This window comes from Bacillus sp. Bvel1, from assembly GCF_014872755.1.
Classification (GTDB): Bacteria; Bacillota; Bacilli; order Bacillales; family Bacillaceae; genus Bacillus; species Bacillus velezensis.
Genome location: NZ_JAAOBZ010000006.1, coordinates 925,334 through 940,274, shown reverse-complemented (window position 1 = coordinate 940,274; position 14,941 = coordinate 925,334). Strand labels below are relative to the sequence as shown.

At 48.0% G+C, this 14,941-nt stretch carries 11 protein-coding genes; 5 read left to right on the top strand and 6 right to left on the bottom strand.

Going from position 1 to position 14,941, the window contains the following annotated elements; translation table 11 throughout:
- Positions 1-82 precede the first annotated feature (82 nt).
- Entirely contained in the window at positions 83-397 is a 315-nt protein-coding gene (gene erbA / locus HAP68_RS08410) for an SMR family multidrug efflux transporter EbrA (protein ID WP_003154071.1), read from the top strand.
- Between the two features lie 16 nt (positions 398-413).
- Positions 414-767 carry an SMR family multidrug efflux transporter EbrB gene (gene erbB, locus HAP68_RS08405; protein WP_003154073.1) on the top strand — a complete coding sequence of 118 codons (354 nt, stop codon included), beginning with the start codon at positions 414-416 and terminating at the stop codon, positions 765-767.
- A gap of 13 nt (positions 768-780) precedes the next feature.
- On the opposite strand, the gene HAP68_RS08400 is transcribed toward erbB, so the two are convergent.
- From HAP68_RS08400 to HAP68_RS08390, 3 genes are all read right to left on the bottom strand, one after another.
- A complete protein-coding gene (locus HAP68_RS08400) occupies positions 781-1,233 on the bottom strand; it encodes an OsmC family protein (RefSeq protein ID WP_014305039.1) in 453 nt (150 codons plus the stop codon).
- Between the two features lie 60 nt (positions 1,234-1,293).
- On the bottom strand, positions 1,294-2,001 hold the full coding sequence (locus HAP68_RS08395; RefSeq protein WP_184123313.1) for a poly-gamma-glutamate hydrolase family protein: 708 nt from the start codon (positions 1,999-2,001) through the stop codon (positions 1,294-1,296).
- Positions 2,002-2,256: 255 nt separating this feature from the next.
- Complete coding sequence (locus tag HAP68_RS08390; RefSeq protein WP_024085328.1) at positions 2,257-2,490, bottom strand: hypothetical protein; 234 nt, start codon at positions 2,488-2,490, stop codon at positions 2,257-2,259.
- A gap of 179 nt (positions 2,491-2,669) precedes the next feature.
- On the opposite strand from HAP68_RS08390, the gene HAP68_RS08385 reads away from it, so the two are divergent.
- Together HAP68_RS08385 and ymzB are read left to right on the top strand one after the other, a co-directional pair.
- Complete coding sequence (locus HAP68_RS08385; RefSeq protein ID WP_024085327.1) at positions 2,670-3,998, top strand: S8 family peptidase; 1,329 nt, start codon at positions 2,670-2,672, stop codon at positions 3,996-3,998.
- Positions 3,999-4,190: 192 nt separating this feature from the next.
- Positions 4,191-4,553: a protein YmzB gene (ymzB, locus tag HAP68_RS08380; protein WP_024085326.1), complete on the top strand. Its 363-nt coding sequence runs from the start codon at positions 4,191-4,193 to the stop codon at positions 4,551-4,553.
- Between the two features lie 33 nt (positions 4,554-4,586).
- Here the strand turns inward: ymzB and HAP68_RS08375 are convergent, their stop codons facing one another.
- A complete protein-coding gene (locus tag HAP68_RS08375) occupies positions 4,587-5,342 on the bottom strand; it encodes a YoaK family protein (RefSeq protein ID WP_003154084.1) in 756 nt (251 codons plus the stop codon).
- A 59-nt stretch (positions 5,343-5,401) separates the two neighbouring features.
- A complete protein-coding gene (locus tag HAP68_RS08370; RefSeq protein WP_003154085.1) occupies positions 5,402-5,836 on the bottom strand; it encodes a NucA/NucB deoxyribonuclease domain-containing protein in 435 nt (144 codons plus the stop codon).
- 288 nt (positions 5,837-6,124) lie between these two features.
- On the opposite strand from HAP68_RS08370, the gene HAP68_RS08365 reads away from it, so the two are divergent.
- Positions 6,125-7,336 (top strand): cytochrome P450 family protein, encoded by a 1,212-nt coding sequence (locus HAP68_RS08365; RefSeq protein ID WP_024085325.1) that lies wholly within the window; start codon positions 6,125-6,127, stop codon positions 7,334-7,336.
- Positions 7,337-7,470: 134 nt separating this feature from the next.
- Here HAP68_RS08365 and HAP68_RS08360 read toward each other — a convergent pair whose 3' ends face one another.
- Complete coding sequence (locus HAP68_RS08360) at positions 7,471-14,928, bottom strand: beta-ketoacyl synthase N-terminal-like domain-containing protein (protein ID WP_024085324.1); 7,458 nt, start codon at positions 14,926-14,928, stop codon at positions 7,471-7,473.
- Positions 14,929-14,941: the final 13 nt, after the last annotated feature.

The following is a 14,941-nucleotide window of genomic DNA, read 5'->3' as shown; positions in this document are numbered from 1 at the left end:
TTGGCGGGCAAAGTTCGGATATTATTTTATTTTACTGCCTTAAACAAAAGGCATAAGGATTATGATGAGAGGGGGATTTGATATGATTCTGGGTTATATCTTCCTCACAATTGCTATTTTATCAGAGTCAATCGGCGCGGCCATGCTGAAGGTCTCCCGCGGATTTACGCGGTTTTTGCCGAGCGCGCTTGTAGTGGCAGGCTATTCATTGGCCTTTTATATGCTTTCACTGACACTGAATCTCATTCCGCTCAGCTTATCCTATGCAACATGGAGCGGAGCGGGAACGGTGCTCGCATCCATTATCGGAGCGAAATGGTTTCATGAAAAACTGGACAAGCAGGCCGTCATCGGACTTGTATTCTTATTGGCCGGTGTCATTCTGATGAATTGGTAGAAAGGAGAAGCATGATATGAAAGGATTACTCTGCCTGGCATTAGCCATTGTATCAGAAGTGTTCGGAAGCACGATGCTGAAGCTGTCGGACGGTTTTACGCACTTATGGCCCGCTCTCGGCGTCATTGCCGGAATCGGAGCCTCTTTTATGTTTTTGAGCTTCTCTTTGAAAAGCCTTGATTTATCCGCCGCATACGCGACATGGTCAGGTGTCGGCACGGCTTTAACGGCAATTGTCGGCTTTTTTGTTTTTAAGGAAGCCATGACAGCCAAAATGATGATCGGGCTTATTTTTGTCATCACGGGCGTCATCCTGCTGAACCGTTCCAAGTCTCAAAAAGCTAAAAAAAATCAAACGGCCCGGAGCTGACCGTTTGAACTCGTCAAGCTCGGGCAGCTTTTACTTCAACCTCAAGCTCCATCTCCACGTTTCCTTGGACCGCTCGTGAAATCATACATGAGGACTCCGCTTTTTGCGCCAACTTCCTGGCGAGCGTAAAGTCCGTTTCGGCTGCATCCGGCTTTAATAATATAAACGGGCGGTGAATGATTTTCTGGTACGTGAACACACCGTTCGTGACGTCTACAATTCCTTCAGATTCCATATGTAGATCTTCTTTATCCAGGCCGCTTCTTTCCATCATCGCCGCAAGCGTTATAATATAACAGGTCGCGGCCGCTCCAAGCAGCATTTCATCAGGATTTGTGCCTTCTCCGGGTCCGTCCATTTCCTTAGGAATGGACACAGCGGTTTCCAGCCGGCCGCTTTTAATATCGCCGACGTCATTGCGATTTCCGGGCCAATTTGCTTTTAAATAAAAGTGATGTTTTGCCAAGGGACAAACCTCCTTTTTTTTCAGTTTACTCACCTTTCACTGGTTTGTCTTTTTTTAAGCTCACGAATACTCTTGATTGATCACTCTTTTTATCGTACGGACAAACCGGTAAAATTCCTCCGTTTTTGTGAATTCCCTTTCGCGGTAATCAAAATTATCAAAAAACGCCTCCCGCTGTTCTCTGCTGATCTCAAGCTGTATACTCAGCCCGGTTTGCGCCTGGTTATTGATATTTTCGGTGTCAACCCCGGCCAGACCGGTTTTTGAGGTTGCCAATTCTGCAGGAAATCCGTTTCGTTTGAGAGCTCTCACCAATTTTTTCGCCCGCTTCCGATCGCTTCCTCCGACAAGAGTATTTTTCTCGTCGCCTTTATAACCGTGAACTGCGATAACATAATGGTGCTGCTTAATGCTTTCGACTGCTGAAGGCTCATCGAACTTGGTGCTCGTAATATGAAGAGTCTGGTTATCATGCGCTTTTAATCCCTCAAACAGGTAGATTGAATAATCATCCCTGAAAGAGCGGACGATCTCGCTCACCCCGCCCTCAATTCTCCCTCCGTGCGGGGACATGATCAATACGGGGCTCCCCTTTCTCTTATTGTACGATATATGATAATCATCGGGGTCTTCATGTTCAGCCAGATCTTTAAAATCTGTGTATGTATCAGAAGAATTCGAGGGATCAGGGTCTGACGCATAATGAGCACATCTTATTAGTAAGACCATTGCTACGATAATGATGACATTAAGTAAAATTCTTTTCATCAGCTCTCCTTCTTTGCTCCTTTCTGAAAAATGAAATATTCATTATATGGATTTTTGTCAATAGGTCTTATCTTAACATTCTATTAACATTATCATCAGTGAAAAACTTCCCGGTTTCGAAAAATCAATGGATTGTCACGGTTCAAGCGCTCAAATGCCGGGCATCAGTGAAAAAAGGTTGAGAGAGGGCAAAAAAAAAGGGAGGAACGCCCGAATTTTCAGGGGCGGGAGATTCACGGCCGGAAACGGACGGCATCAAGAATACGCTTTTAGAAATGAATATCCGCCTCCCGAAGCAAATGCGCAGGACAGAATGGAGCCCGTCAAAAAAGTTCTCATCTGCCTTTTTGTACAGCAAAATGCCATTACAGCCCGCTCATCCCCTTTTTTTATCATAATGGTCCGTTTTGAAACGGAGCCGTCTTTTTTCATATATATAATATCAATCGGAAGCTGTTTTTCCAAGGAATGTCTCAATATGATGTTCATGTATATACTACCTTCCGCCGGCTTCATTACAAAACGAACAAACGTTCCGTTTCAACTCGATTTCTTCTCCTGAAAAAGCCGCAAGTAACCAGCGCTCCTGAAGGACAAACAAACTGACCGAACTTACGGCCTGTTCATATGGTATAGAGAGAATCGCCAGAATGGGAGGAAAAGTATATATGTTTGGTTACTCAATGGTACAAATGGTGCGGTCAAATGCTCATAAGCTGGACTGGCCGCTCAGAGAAAACGTATTACAGTTATATAAACCTTTCAAATGGACACCTTGCTTTTTACACAATTTTTTCGAAAAAAAGGTGAAAAACAGAAAGAAAATGTCAGTCATCATTGAATTTGAAGAGGGCTGCCATGAATCCGGTTTTCACAGCACAGGACAGGTCTTATCAAAAGAAAAACGCTGCACCATAAAAAAGCAGTTTCAAACAATCAATTGCTGCAGCGCCGAAGTCACGCCGTCCGCCCTTCACATGCTTCTTTCGCAATGCCGGGATATCCGTAAAATCTATTTAAACCGTGAAGTAAAAGCTCTCCTTGATACAGCAGCTGAATCGTCTCATGCAAAAGAAGTGACCCGTAACGGCACCGTATTAACAGGAAAAGGCGTAACCGTCGCCGTTATTGATACCGGAATCTATCAGCATCCCGATTTAGAAGGCAGGATTATCGGATTTGCGGACTTTGTCAACCAAAAGACAGAACCGTATGATGACAACGGACACGGCACCCATTGCGCCGGTGATATCGCAAGCAGCGGCGCTTCATCTTCGGGTAAATATCAGGGGCCGGCGCCGGAAGCCGATCTGATCGGAGTCAAGGTTTTAAACAAATCAGGATCAGGAACCTTGGCTGATATCATTGAAGGTGTGGAATGGTGCATACAATATAATAAAGAACACACAAAGAATCCGATCAGAATCATCAGCATGTCGCTGGGCGGAGATGCGCTCAAATATGATAAAGAAACGGACGACCCGCTCGTCAAGGCCGTTGAAGAGGCATGGAATGAAGGAATCGTCGTCTGCGTCGCCGCGGGCAACTCCGGTCCGGAAGCTCAAACGATTTCAAGCCCCGGTGTCAGCGAGAAAGTCATCACGGTAGGCGCCTATGATGACAATGATACGGCCAGCAATGAGGACGATACGGTCGCTTCTTTCTCAAGCCGCGGCCCGACGGTGTACGGAAAAGAGAAGCCTGACATTCTTGCGCCCGGGGTCGATATCGTATCTCTACGTTCTCCGCGTTCATATCTTGACAAATTACAGAAATCAAACCGAGTAGGCTCCTTGTATTTCAGTCTGTCGGGCACGTCCATGGCCACTCCGATCTGTGCGGGCATCGCTGCCTTAATCCTTCAGCAAAACCCGCAGCTTTCGCCTGACGAAGTGAAAACATTGATCAGACAAAGTCCGGATCAATGGACAAATGAAGATCCGAACATTTACGGAGCGGGCGCAGTGAACGCTGAAAACGCTGTGCCGAAAGAGTAACCTTTTTATCATGAGAACGGGGTCGTCTGCACCGGCAGATGACTCCGTTTTTCAGGTGAATAGATGAAACATTTATAATGAAGGAACTCGGAACAGTTCAGAACCGGCTGTCAGAAAAAAAGATCAATGCAAGGCAGTGTATTTCTAAAAAAATAGGGAATAAGTATGGTGTAGATAAAAGGAGGAATCACAATGGCACTTACAAACACCGAATTGTCTGAATGGCTGCAAAAACAGATCGGACAAACGCTTGATATCAGAAAAGGAGAGCTGACAGACAGCCGAAACGAGATTTCTGATATGGATCAGATCATGCTTCACCTTGATGACGTTCTCGTCCGCCGGACAAACCATCCCGATGACTATGTAGCGGATGAAGAACTCGTTTTAAAAGGGCACGGCACAACCTATACGGAGGAAGGAAATGTCCCGCTTCCCCAAGATGCGTATGAAATCCCTCTGCTCGGCGCCATTACCATCCAACAGGAGCAAGACGGATTAAAGGTACATACAGATCGGGCCGTGTATACAATCGGGACCCGGAAAGAGCAATAAAAAGAAAAAACGCCGCTGATTCAGGGCGTTTTTTTATTGGTTTTTTTCTTCAGAATATCCGTGGAACATCGTGAATGCGCAAAGCATAATGCCTAAAATAATGATAATCGGGAGCCAGATCACGGCAAACTTATAATCCGGTTCGGCAAAAGCGCCTATGACCGCTCCAAAGCAATACAGAACCAAGGCAAGCGCGCGCAATACAGCATCTCTCGTAAACTGCTTCCGCTTGTCCGCTTTGTAAAACCTTGCGGTGAGATCTTCAAAAAAATTAGCGAGCGTTCCCGTTAATACGGTCGTGGAAATCCCCGCTACACCAAGTTTTCTCGCGGCTGTCGTCTGCATTCCCATTGCGAAGCTGAGCAGCATAATCAGCACATAAACAGAAATGGCGTCTGCAAAAAAGCAGGAGAACAAAGCAAACAGCAGCAAAACAGCTCCTTCAATAGCTAAAGCGGCAGTTACCGCAGGGGGCCAGAATGATTTCTTTTTATTGCCCACAAGCAGGGCCGCGGCAATAACGCCGGCAATAAATCCGATTAACGAGGTTAACGATTTGAGTACAGCAAGGTGCCATGAGTTGCCGATCGCCAGGCCGAACAGAACGATATTCCCCGTCATATTGGCGGTAAAGATATGTCCCAGGCTTAAATAACCGATCACATCCACAATTCCCGCTGTTAAACAAAGAAGTAAAAGTGCAATATTTCGGTATGTAGTCACTGTCAATGTGATCCAATCCTTTCTCATGCTGATTCCAACATATAAGTTTACTCTTTGCCATTTCATATGTCCAGCCGGCGTGCCGCTTTTTCAAAGCATAAAAAAACTCCGGCGAACCGGAGAAGTTACTGAACGATAAATAATACTCTCGTGCCGTCGGAATAGCCGCTCATTTGATTTCCAACCCATGAACCGGCCCCGCGGTTATCCGATGGGGTTACATATCTGATATCAGCCCCCGCCCCGCCTTCTGTGCAGACTGCCATGGGCCATTCATCGCGGTCAAACCCGGGCTTTGTCGGAATTCCTTTCAATGATTCTTTCCTTCTGTTCTCCGCTCCGCCCCGATCAATTGTACAAATCTCAGAATGACCTGCCGAAATGGCGTCTTTTATATGATTTCCCGTCTCCGGATATTTTGACAGCGGGAAATACAGCACCTGATCGTATCGGGATGCAGCATGAGCAGCACTGTCCGAATGGATGCCGGCGCCCGTAAGGCCGAACTGAAGAGAGATCACCAAAAGCAGACTTGCCGCCCATTTCATAAACGCATTCATTCACATCCTCCTTAAGAAGTTGATATGAAGCGTAAATATGTATATTAGCCGGATTTAACACACATGATGAAATGGCAAAAAAAGTTTGCTGTTTTGTTGATAATCAACGAAAATGGCGGCTTTACGATTTGTCTATTGAACCGGCTTCTGTTTCCTTATATATTTTAGACATACTTATGAGCCGTTGTGATCAGTGTCTTCGGCAGATAAAAGGAGGAATGCCGTCCGGTCGGCAGGCACCGGCTGTTGGTTATGTCTTTTCAAAAACATGAAGGCGGGGAAATCCAGATGGAAAAAACAATGTTTCACCCACACTCACCCGAGTTTCACGAAGACCCTTTTGCGGTTTTAAGCAGATTCAGAGAGCAGGACCCCATACATAAATTCGAACTGCAGCGTTTCGGAGGCACCTTTCCGGCATGGCTCATCACGCGTTATGATGATTGTATGGCGTTTTTAAAAGACGGCAGAATTACGAGAGATGTAAAACGGGTTATGCCGAAGGAGCTGATCGCGAAGCTGAATGTCAGCGAAGATATCGATTTTGTCTCAGAGCATATGCTGGCAAAAGACCCTCCGGATCATTCACGTCTTCGATCTTTGGTGCATCAGGGGTTCACTCCCCGGATGATTGAGCAGCTTCGCACCGGGATAGAGCAGATCACAGAAGAGCTGCTGAATGAAATGGAAACAAAAGCAGACCCTGATATCATGAGAGATTTCGCGGCACCGCTTCCGTTTATCGTCATTTCCGAGCTGCTCGGAATTCCGAAAGAGGACCGCGCCAAATTTCAAGTATGGACAAACGCGATGGTCGACACGTCAGAGAGCGGACAAGATGCGACCAACCAGGCTCTCAAAGAATTTAAACAATATATGAAAACACTGATCGAAGAAAAAAGAAAACATCCCGCTGAAGATCTGACAAGCAAGCTTATTTACGCTGAAGAGGACGGCCAAAAGCTGAGTGAATCAGAGCTGTATTCCATGCTGTTTTTGTTAGTCGTTGCCGGGCTTGAAACAACGGTTAACCTTCTCGGCTCCGGCACCCTGGCGCTTCTTCTGCACAAAGACCAGATGGAGAAGATAAAGCGGCAGCCCGAAAATATCCAGACGGCGGTCGAAGAGCTTTTGCGTTACACCTCTCCCGTCATCATGATGGCGAATCGATGGGCGATTGAAGATTTCACCTATAAAGATGTTTCTATTAAAAAAGGCGATATGATATTTATCGGCATCGGTTCAGCCAATCGGGACCCGGAATATTTCGATGATCCTGATACATTAAATATAGCGAGAACACCGAACCGTCATATCTCTTTTGGATTCGGCATTCATTTTTGTCTCGGGGCTCCGCTCGCCCGGATGGAAGCATCCATTGCCTTTACTTCTCTTTTAAAACGGTTCCCGAATATAGAGCTGAAAGGCGCGCCCGAGGATGTAACATGGAGAAAAAATGTGTTTTTGAGAGGGCTTGAAACATTGCCTGTCAGATTTTAATATCGCCCCCTGTTTATCGGGGGTTTTTTTAATGTCTTATAAACAGGAAATCAATATAACAGTGAATATTTAGTACATAGTGTATTTAGTTCTATTTGTAAAAAAAGCGGCCGGATTGCTCCGGCCGTTCTCTATTACCGTTTTACCAACTCATTTGTTTCGTCCAGCTTTTTTTTGAAAGATTTAAGGAAATTTGCGCTTATCGTTCCTTTGTTTGCGTACAGTTTTTCGCAGAATGCCTTAATGGCGTTTTGCGGCTTTGGTTCCGACAGCATTGTGACATGATTGGAAGAGTGGACGTCCAGCAGGTGAAAGTGTTTCATCTGGTGTTCCCATTCTTTCCAATACGCATCATGGTCTAACGGAATTTGTTCTTCCTCTGCTGTCAGATAACGTTCAAAATCTCCGAGAAACAAACCGCTTTTATTACGGAAGTAGTAACATTGCAGCGCTTCCGGATGAGGCAGCGGCTTCATGTCATACTCTTCCATTCCGTAAGCGAGCTGCGTCTTCATCATTTGCTCCAGCTGCATCCGGATCGCTTCTTCGGATTTTGGCAGACCGCGCTTTTTGGCAAGGCCGATCAATTCTTTCAATACTTCTTCTTCCTCAGCCTGGACGGTAATGTCTTCTCTGCTGATTAATGCCTCTTCAAGGTTTTCAGGCTTAAGATATGCCGTAAGCATCGTATTGATCGTTTGCAGCATGACTGACTTAACAGATGGTTTTCTCTCTTTCCATTTTTCACTGTACGGGGTGTCGATCATGACGGCGCTTTTTACTGTATGACCTTCCTCCTGCAAGAGGCGCGCGGTTTCATAAGCAAGCATCCCGCCCAAGGAATATCCGCCGAGGTCATAAGGGCCTTTCGGCTGTACCGCTTGGATGATTCTCATATAAGAAGCGGCCGTCTCTTCGATTCCTTGCAGCGGCTCTTTCCCTGTCAAACCTCTTGCCTGGATGCCGTAAAAAGGACGCTGACTCTTTTTGGCGAATGGCTGGTATGCTTCAACGCCTCCTGTTCCGCCGTGAAACCAAAAAACAGGACGGCCTTTTTCTCTTTCATTCAGCTTGACGAGTTCGGGAAAATTCCGGCCCGCCTCATGCGGCTGGTTCGTTTTTAACAGCATGCCGATCTCCTGAAGAGTGCTGCATTTCTGAAGAGCTTCCAGACTGATGCGGCTGTCTCCGTCCTCAAGTTTTTTCAGCAGCTGAATAGAGGAGATTGAATCAAAGCCGTATTCAGTCAGCGGCTTATTTTGATCAATTTCCGCTGCCTTCATCCCCAAAATGTCAGCCACAATGTCAGCTGCGCTCTCGCGGCGGAGCTGAGGGTCCTGGGAAACCGGCGCAAGGATGATGTCTTCTGGCTGACCGCCATTCCAATACTTGTGGTGTTCAAAAGGATATGTCGGAAGCGGCACTCTTTGAACAGATTTGCCTTGGTGGAGTCTGTCCCACGGTATATCCGCTCCTTTCACCCAGCAAAATGCAAGCTTTTCCAGATTGTTTTCAGCCAACAGCGTCTCCGTGACGACTGTACCGAGAGTCCCTTCCAGTAAAACGCCGATATCTCCTGATCCAGTCTGCTGACTGCCTGTAAAGAAGCTTTTCATTCCATTGCTTTCTTCGGAAAATGCTCTGTACTCTTTCAGTTTTTCCAGCAATTCATCTTGATTGCGGGCAACGAGTGCCAAGCGGCAGTTCATCGCCTCACGGCCGGTCTGAAGCGTATAAGCAATATCCCGCAGTGACGGAGTATCTCCAGTTTGCACAAAATCAGCCAGCTGACCTGCGGCCGCCTTAAGACGCCCTTCGCTCTTAGCAGAAAGCACGATAAGCTGCGGGTCATGCGCAGATTCTTTGTCTTTATGGCTCGGACTGTACTGTTCCAAGACGACATGCGCATTCATGCCGCCGAAGCCATAGCTGTTAATTGCGGCCCGGCGCGGGATCGGTCTGCCCGTATGGTCGGTGAGCTGTGACCATTCCTGATTGTCTTCGGTGAAACGGAAGCGGCTTTTCTGAATAACCATTTGCTCATTTGCAGCTGTAAATCCGGGAATACCCGGGATGGTATGATGCTTCATGGCCATCGCTACTTTTATAAGGGCGGCCAGTCCGGAAGCGAGTTCGCCGTGCCCGATGCAAGGTTTCACGGTGCTGATATAACAAGGCGCGCTTTCCTCTTGATTTGCAGACTCGCCGTAACCCGCTTTGATTGCATTAAACTCCAGCGCATCTGCCATTTCGGAGGCAATGCCGTGCGCTTCAATATAAGTGACGGTTTGCGGATCAACATCGGTGTCTTCGTACGCTTTTTTCATCGCGGCCTTCATTCCCGCCGGATTCGGTGCGTGAAGCGACATGCCTTTACCGCCGTGAGACACTCCTGTTCCTTTAATGACCATGTGAATATGATCGCCGTCTTCAATTGCCGCCTCAAGCGGTTTGATGATAATAACGCCCGCCCCTTCGCTTCTGACAAAGCCATCGGCATCTTTTTGGAACGATTTCGCCCGGCCGTTTTTGCTTAAATATCCCATCGAGTCAAAACCGATAAAACCTTTCGGCGATTGCAGAATATTGGCGGCGCCCACGACAGCCTGCTCACATTCGTTATGACGGATTGATTGAACCGCCCTGTGCAATGCCACCAGCGTTGACGTGCAGGCAGCCTCGTAATATTCACTCGGTCCATGTAAATTCAAGGCATATGATATCCTGTTCGGAATGATGGACGGAATGGCTGTTCCATTGTTCGGATCGCTGTTGCCCGCGGCAACGAAAACGCCTGTCGGTCTGCTTGATAATGCCTTATTTGTCAGGCCCGCATCCTCCATTGCCTTCCATGTATGCATCAAAAGCAGAAACTGCTCCGGCCCCATTTGTGATGCCTCTTTAGGAGAAATTCCGAAAAAGAGCGGGTCAAATTCGCCGACACCGTCAATAAAACCGCCCCATCTGAGACTCGTGTCATTCTCATCGCCGGCGTAACGGCGCCAGTCCCAGCGGTCCGCCGGAATTTCGGTAATACAGTGATCCCCGTTTACGATGTGCCCCCAAAAAGACTGGATATCCGGGGATTGCGGAAACTGAGCTGACATACCGATAATCGCGATTCCTTGCTTGACATCGGCGTTTTCACAAGGCGTATGCTGTTTCTTCGGTAAAGTGCGCTCTTCTGTTTCCGTGACCCCGGCCTCTTCTGAATGCCTATGATCGGCAAGCAATTGAGAAAACTTGCTCTCATATGCTGACACGAAGTGGCGGGTCAGCTCCTCCGCCGTCGGATACTCGAAAAACAATGTTGGATTCACATCGATGTCCGCCTCTTGGCCGATCTCTTTTGTCAGCCCGATCAGACTCGCTGAATCAAGTCCCAATTCCATGATATTCGCATTAGAACGAAGAGATGACGCGGGTTCATCCATCATCTTGGCGAGCTTGCCAAGGATGTAGCTGCGGATATCATCTGTCAGACTGCCGGCAGAAATCGGTGCTCCCGCATTCTTAACAGCCGTTCGGGCCGGCTGATTCATCTGTTCGGTTTTCGGGCGGAACCGTTTCAGGGCATAGCCTTCAAAACGCATCACCACTTCCGATCGGCTGCTGATGACATCTGCGTTAATCAGAATCATTTCCCCCGTTTGTTTAGCCAGCTTGATGTGCAGCCAGCAATCGGTAAGATTTTCCGGGCTGCTGAAGGTGACGGAATTAATGCCGAACGGCAGATAGCTTTCCGCCTCTGTTTGGTCCAATAAAGAAAGCGAGGCCAAGTAAGCACTGTTGGCGATTAATGGATTTATGGCATAATGATGCGCTTGTTGTGCATCGCTATTGTTCAGGTTCACTTTCGCTAAAACGGCATCAGTGCCTTTGTACAGGCGGGTGATCGTTTTAAATTCTTCTCCCCACACGACGGTTCCCGTTCCGTCTCCGTATAACTCATCTATCCGGCCCACTTCCCGGTAAGAGCGCTGAATGGCCGCCAGATCTGCGTGCTGCTTTTGAAACGGATACGGGCTGCACTCGGCATACGCCGCTATGCTCCAATCAGGAGACGTGCGGCTGCGGTGCATTATGCTCAGCTCAAATCCATCCCCGTTTTGTTTCGATTCTGTTTTCAGCTCGATGCGATCGCCTTTTTTTACGATAATGGGGCTGACGTAATTCAGTTTTTTAATATGTCCTCCTTCCGCTTCAGGAAAAAGGTCACAAAAATGATCGACTGCCAGACTGTTATATGTAGCGCCGACGAGTACCGGTTCTCCGCTGAATTGATGCCCTTTCACGTATGGGTCGTCATCACTGTACACCGCCTGAACGCCGGCAGCGTTTTCTGATTCACCGAAATGAAAAGAAGTCCCGTGGTCAAAAGCGTAGGCCGGCAGATGAACGGCGTGCTCTTGCTGCAACTGATCAAACGTGATATTCTCTCCTTTTTCCCATTGCCGCGCACGCCGGCCGATATCAGAATCGGAGAAATTGAGATTCCGCTGATCCATGCGGTAAGCGGCCAGTTTTTCCAGCAGTTCCTGAACGGAAGCAGCCGTAAATGCCGCCCGATACTCCGGATGATGCGTTCTTTTTTGCAGCGCAGATGCGATGGCGGCCGGATGAAGAGATGGCGTCTTTTCTAAAAAGGCCGCAAGTCTCTCAAGATAGGCTTCAAAACTCCATTTTGTTTTCGCTGACACAGGGAAAATATATTCCTCATCGCCATGACGGGCCTGATCGGAATTCGGGCTGATATATTCTTCTACGATGAGATTTGCATATGCCCCGCCTGCCCCGAAGGAATTGATCATGCTTCTCCGCGGTACGATGTCTCCCGTCTCGGCATCCTTCAGACGCTCCCAATACTCGGTTTTCTCCTGCAGGTAAAAGGCCGTTTGTTCAAGCGCGATATTCGGATTTTGCGGTTTTGCGTTAATGGTCGGAACTAATGTTTCCCGCTCCATTTGCAGCAGCACTTTCGCGAGCTGGGACATCCCGGAGGCCGCCTCTAAATGGCCGAGATTTGACTTGACGGATCCAAGCGCGCAAAATCGTTTTTTATCGGTATATTGCGAGAACGCGTTCGTAAGGGCAATGACCTCAATCGGATCTCCCAATACAGAGCCGTTTGCCGCTGATTCAACATAACTGATTGTTTCCGGATTGATTCCGGCTTTGTCAATGGAAGCCGCCATGAGCTTCGCCTGCTGTTTCGGATCCGGAGCCGTGTACATCTGCCTTCCGCCGCTATGACACAACGCGCTGCTTTTAATGACCCCGTAAATATGGTCTTTGTCGGCAACCGCTTTGGAGAGCGGCTTCAAGAGCACCGCACCGACTCCTTCTCCCGGCATCAGACCCGTGCCGGTTCCGAAGCTTTTGCTTTCACTTCCCTGTTCAAGCAAATTCGCCCGTTCGAGCGCATCATATTTAGACGGTTCAAGCGTGAGATTGACCCCTCCGGCAATCGCCATGGAACAGCTGTTAAGCTTCAGGCTTTCACAGGCGAGATGAATGGCGCTCAGTGAGCTGGAGCATGCGGTCGTAACGCCCATGCTCGGACCCGTTAAATTGAAAAAGTGGGAAATGCGGTTGGCGATATGCCAATCCCCTCCGTTAGAGCTGAGCGCAGCTTTTTCCAATGACGGGATATTCCAGAAATATTGATTGTACATACTGCCCATAAATACACCGATTCCGCTGTCTGATTCCTGCCATTCGTTTACTCTTTCTAACGAGTAGCCGCCGTTTTCAAATGTTTCCCATACGGTTTCAAGGCTTAGACGGAGCTCAGGTGTCATCTCCATCACATGGTCTTCCCGGATGTCAAACAAGTGATGGTCAAAAGCGTCAATATGCTGCAGAAATCCGCCGTACCGTGTTTTGCGTTCTTCTTTTCGTGTTTCTTTTGCCATCGTTTTCAGAAGACCGGACTTCCATCTGTTTTCCGGAGCTTCCGTAATACAGCTGTCTCCGGCTTTTAAATGCTCCCACAGCTCATCGAGGGTTTCAGACTCGGGATAGCGGCCGCTGATGCCGATAATGGCAATGTCGTCACGATCTGAGCGATTATCGGTGACGGTTTCTGTTTCCGGCTTTGGCGCTTTTGGCTCTTTTTGTTCAGTGATAAATCGCCGCGTTTCCGTGACAAGCGGCACCGGTTCATTCATTGCAGGTTCCGGATGCTCCGTTTCAGGAGGCGCTTGATCGGCTCCGAATGCCTGTTGCAGCTTATCCGGGTAAGTTTCCAGCAAATACTCGGCAAGTTCTTTCGTATTCGTGTGTTCAAATAAGACCGTTTTCGGCAGCTCGCCCGTCAATGTTTCCAGTTCACGGATAAAATTCACCTGCAAAATGGAGTCGATGCCGTATTTTTCAAAGCTGGTTTCCGGCTGAATGCGCTCGGGAGCAAGCTTTATGGACTTGGCTAACGTTTCTTTTATGAATTGCACCGTCCGGTCTGTGACTGAGAAAGACGGTTCTATGAAATCAGCCGGCTCTTTGGAAGCCGCAATTTCTTCAACCGCCGGCGCGTCCGGCTGCTTTTGCCTGATGACGCCGTCGCTTTCTGCCGCCACGATCTGCTGGCCGAGGTGATGTGACGATTCCGCCATAAATGTAACGTACCGATATCCCTCGCTTTCCAGTGCAGACTGCCACGCTTCAGGATACAGCCCAGGGCATCCGGGAATACGCAGTTTGGCGTCTTCATACAGCCACCAGCCTTCCAAAAGACCGAATGTCAGATGAGAATAAACCGAATGGCTGCTGATCTCATTTAATAGCAAAATCCCATTCTTTTTAAGCACCGCTTTGGCATTGCGAAGTGTCCGCCGAATATTTTTTGTCGCGTGAAGCACATTTGCCGCAATTACCGCGTCATATGCACCCGCCTCTATACCCTGCAAAGCCGGGGGCTCTTCCACATTAAACCGCTTATAAGTCAAATACGGATTGTCGGGACCGTATTCTTTTTCAGCATGCATGAAAAAGGCCTTTGACAGATCGGTGTAGCAATATTCTTTCACATGATGTTTGACCTCTTTTAATCTTTTGAAAACGGCCGCGCTCGTCCCGCCCGTCCCCGCTCCGATCTCTAATATCCGGATTTCCGCGTTCGGGTCTTCTTTCAGGCGTTCTTCAATGAAAGCCGTCAATGTGTCAGCGAGCACCTCATTAAAGTAGTCTGCCGTTTCATTGTTTTTATAGATTCCTTCAACCAATTCCATTGAGGAATCAGGAAACAGAACATCAGTGGCAGAAACTCTGCCGGATAAAATATCCGGCAAAGCTCTGAGAGCGGTCTCCACTAAGGTGATCATCGCCCGTTTGCTGCTGTCCTTGAGTAAAGGAGCTTTCTTTTCATCCCATTCTTGCCACAGAACGTCCGCACGCTCTATCGGACCCGTTAACACATACGTACTGCCAGACTGTTTCAAAAAGCCGTTTTGCACCAAGATGGAGATGCTTTCTTCCAGCCACCTGCCGTAAAACCCCTGCATAACAGGCTGCGTTTCGTTTTCCGTAAAAAATCCGACAGATTTCAGCTGGCCTGCCAATAGTTTGTAAAGAAGATCTTCAGTGTTTTGCAAAGCCGTCCCCTCC